This is a genomic window from Nostoc sp. NMS4 (assembly GCF_017115095.1).
GTDB lineage: Bacteria > Cyanobacteriota > Cyanobacteriia > Cyanobacteriales > Nostocaceae > Nostoc.
On sequence record NZ_JABXKI010000359.1, the window covers coordinates 1 to 3,430 of the forward strand.

Sequence of the window (3,430 nt, forward strand, 5' to 3'; positions counted from 1 at the left end):
CTTTTCTAGATAACGTGAAAAGTAAGTTGCACAATATATCAATCCCTAACCCTGCATCTGTCGCAGTGCATTAAACGCCTTACCTCGCAACCCAATAGGTAATAACGATAAACCTAAACCAGTCCAAGCTTTAGCAGTCGAAAAAGATTGTCCCGCCAAAACTAGCTCTCTACCTTGTTGCGTTTCACCCTTTTCAATTAAACGCAAACCTAATAATAATTGCGTTTCAGTTAAACGATTTTTCCTGACTTTCTCTAATTTCTCAGACTCAAACTTATAACTTTCTAAATACTGAATTTTATCAAATAAATAAGGAATGGCTCGATTAATACCTTGCTGCTCTGCATGAGAGCGATATTCCATCAATAATTCTGGTAAGTAATAGCCCTTTTTTCCAGCCAAAGCCATACGCACAAATAAATCATTATCCTCACAATTTTGCAGATTTGGCTGCATATATCCTAATTCTTGCAAGGTTTTACGGCGAAATAATGTCGCCCCAACTTGAAAGCTTTGCTGAATAAATACAACTTCCAACAAATTATTTACAACACCTGCGGCTAAATTCTTCCTACCCCAACGATGAGAATTTTCTTGAGTTTTTACCTCATCTCGCACATTGTTAATATCAATTATCCAATGGTCTGTACCAACAAAATCAATGCTAGAGTCTTCAGCAAGAATAGCTGCTGTACTTGCGAGAAAATCGGGTGTTAGCCGGTCGTCATCATCAAATTTAATAAAATACTCACCACTGGCTGCATCAAAGCCAGAGCGCATATTATTACTTTTACCAATATTTTGCTGATGACGGATATATTTAATCCGATTGTCTGTGTATTGTGACATCAATTCGGGTGTGCGATCGCTAGAACCGTCATCACAAACAATTAGCTCAAAGTCTTGCTCAGACTGATTTAGTACACTGTCAATTGCGAAAGGCAGTAAATTAACTCGATTAAACGTGGGAATGGAAACACTAACTTTAGGCATTTTTGCAAGATGAGAGTGGATATTGCTCACGAGCTAAACGCATCATGAGCAAGGCTGGGCAAAAGCTAAGTGTAGGAAATGGTTTGATTAATTTTATTCAAAAGTTTTTTGATAAATCGATTGCTTCTAGCCGCTATGGTAGGTGGCTTTAATTGCTTCGGTTTTTTCTCTGGTTGCTTCAGAAAGCGATAGTGCAAAAATTCATTTTTGTAACGAATATCAACATCTTCACCTTTACACAAGCGGGTAAATCCAATAGCAGAATAACCCATATAATGAAGACGATGAATTGGTTTTAATCCTTGTTGGTTGTAAAGAACATTATCAATGTTCACAAATGGATTTGCATTAGCACAGTTGCCAGTTCTATCCTCACCATTGGGACTGAGTGTAAAGTTAAATAGTGGTCGAGCAATTCTAAAAGTCATGTAGCTAAATAAATCTGCGTCACACCACCAAGCAATTTCGTTAATCAATTCGACTTCTTTATCTTCAATTAATCGCTTTTTGAGTATTTTTAATTCTTCAGCACCTAAAATACCCTTTTTGGAACCAAAAAAACTAGAACAGTGGATTTCTCGTCTGATTTCAGATTCAGGCAAAGACATTTTTTGTTCTAATTTCGGCAAGTCGAAAGCTGCAACTGAAGTTTGTTTGGTGTGTTCCCAGTCATCAAACACAAAGTCGTATTGGTCTAGTTTTTCTAAAACCTTATCCAACTTATTCATTGCTAAACTATCAGCATCATAAAATACAAATCTTTCAAACTCACCATCAAAAGCACACATTTTTCTGATTAAATTATTTTTTTTATTCCATTCGATAGAAGGTTTATTTTTTCGGCTATGTCTGGGATAAGCGTTCCAAACTTGAATGGCAAAATCATCCCATTTTTTGATTGAGCTTTTATCATCAAATAGGGTGACATTCGGTCGAGAATGTATCTCCTGCTTAACTTTTTTTAAGCGGTCATCATAGGGAATAATACAAATCGGAATATCTGGACCAACATTTACCTCAATGCTATTTAGCAAAGCTACTAGTTGGTCAAATACCACGTCATTAGCAAGTGTGTAAATCCCAAAATTATCCATTGTAATAAATTATTTTGATTTTTAATTTACTGAGTAATATCAATTCTCTGTGAAGTTGCAGATCATTTTGACCCTTCCCAACCTCCCCAAAGTAGCAAAAAAGTGCCGCACGTAGGGGTGCTTTCTACGCATCTTCATACAAAATTAGTCTAACGCGAATAATGTGATCGCTATTTCTTGACCGATTATTCTCAAATAATAATATAGCTATTTTGGTTAGTTTGGATGATACTAACATTCCCCACCTACTTACAAATGCCTAAAACTCTAGCTGTTAAACAATTGCCTTCTCGAAAATAATCTTAACAACCCGGCGGTTCCCACACCCCAAGCACCATTAACCAGTAAACCTGACCTGCAATAAATTCTAAAACAAATTGAGAGATGTGAGCTTTTTGAGTCATTGATTATACATAAAGATACTTATTTGCGGTTGCATAAGAACGGCTCTGATAAAACAACAGGAGTATGATGAAATTGTACAACTTTGTTTTTTCCAAAGTGCTGAGTAGCTAACGATAGAATAGTACTTTGTAGGCGCTTAAATTGTACAACTTTTTTGTAATTCTACAAACATTTAAGCGCTACTACAAGCCAATGTACAATTCCTCATAACTTTTTGAGGATTACTTCAAAAAACCTTTATTTAAAAGTCGCGCGATGACACAGACAACTACAGAGCGTCTATACTCCTTTGAAGAATATCTTGTTTATGACGATGGTACTGATAGCCGTTATGAACTGGTGAATGGGAAACTAGAACGCATGAATCCACCAACTTTTAGACATTTACTGCTTGCTAAATTCCTGGAACAGACATTTGACACAGAAATTAATCGCTTGAGTTTACCTTGGCTATGCTTTAGAGAGGCGGGGGTAAGAACGGGATGGCGAAAGTCAAGATTGCCTGATGTTTATGTTGTCATGGCTGAACAGGTGATGCAATTCCTTGATGAGTCTGCTGTTTGTCAGTCTGCGCCGATGTTAGTAGTGGAAGTTGTCAGTTCTGATTCAGTGAAACGCGATTATCGGTATAAACGTTCTGAGTATGCAGCGTTGGAAATTCCTGAATATTGGATTGTAGACCCAATAGAGTCAAAAATTACAATTTTATTGTTGTCAGAGGGTTTGTACGAGGAAAAAGAGTTTAGCGGTAGTCAGCAAATTGTGTCTGCAACTTTCCCGGAAATTGCGCTGACAGTTGAACAAGTGCTAGCTGCGGGTAATATTGGTTAGAATTATCTCACGATCGCACTCGTTTTCTCAGCCCCAAGACCGCGCTGTATCACCATTTGAAATGTCTAAAACCCTTACGTAATGGTAATTACGAATTACGAATTACG

General features: G+C 37.1%; 3 protein-coding genes. 1 reads left to right on the forward strand and 2 read right to left on the reverse strand.

Features of this window, described 5'->3' with window-relative positions; genetic code table 11:
* Window positions 1-45 precede the first annotated feature (45 nt).
* The gene (locus tag HWQ37_RS31030; RefSeq protein WP_292754490.1) at window positions 46-993 is read right to left on the reverse strand and encodes a glycosyltransferase family 2 protein; all 948 of its coding nucleotides are present in this window, start codon (window positions 991-993) and stop codon (window positions 46-48) included.
* Between the two features lie 65 nt (window positions 994-1,058).
* Window positions 1,059-2,087, reverse strand: a complete 1,029-nt coding sequence (locus tag HWQ37_RS31035; protein ID WP_292754493.1) for an Npun_R2821/Npun_R2822 family protein — start codon at window positions 2,085-2,087, stop codon at window positions 1,059-1,061.
* A 660-nt stretch (window positions 2,088-2,747) separates the two neighbouring features.
* On the opposite strand from HWQ37_RS31035, the gene HWQ37_RS31040 reads away from it, so the two are divergent.
* The gene (locus HWQ37_RS31040; protein WP_292754496.1) at window positions 2,748-3,323 is read left to right on the forward strand and encodes a Uma2 family endonuclease; all 576 of its coding nucleotides are present in this window, start codon (window positions 2,748-2,750) and stop codon (window positions 3,321-3,323) included.
* The last annotated feature ends 107 nt before the right edge of the window (window positions 3,324-3,430 follow it).

Coding starts and splice junctions, on each gene's coding strand:
- HWQ37_RS31030 (WP_292754490.1), bottom strand. CDS start 993: ATGCCTAAAGTTAGTGTTTCCATTCCCACGTTTAATCGAGTTAATTTA.
- HWQ37_RS31035 (WP_292754493.1), bottom strand. CDS start 2,087: ATGGATAATTTTGGGATTTACACACTTGCTAATGACGTGGTATTTGAC.
- HWQ37_RS31040 (WP_292754496.1), top strand. CDS start 2,748: ATGACACAGACAACTACAGAGCGTCTATACTCCTTTGAAGAATATCTT.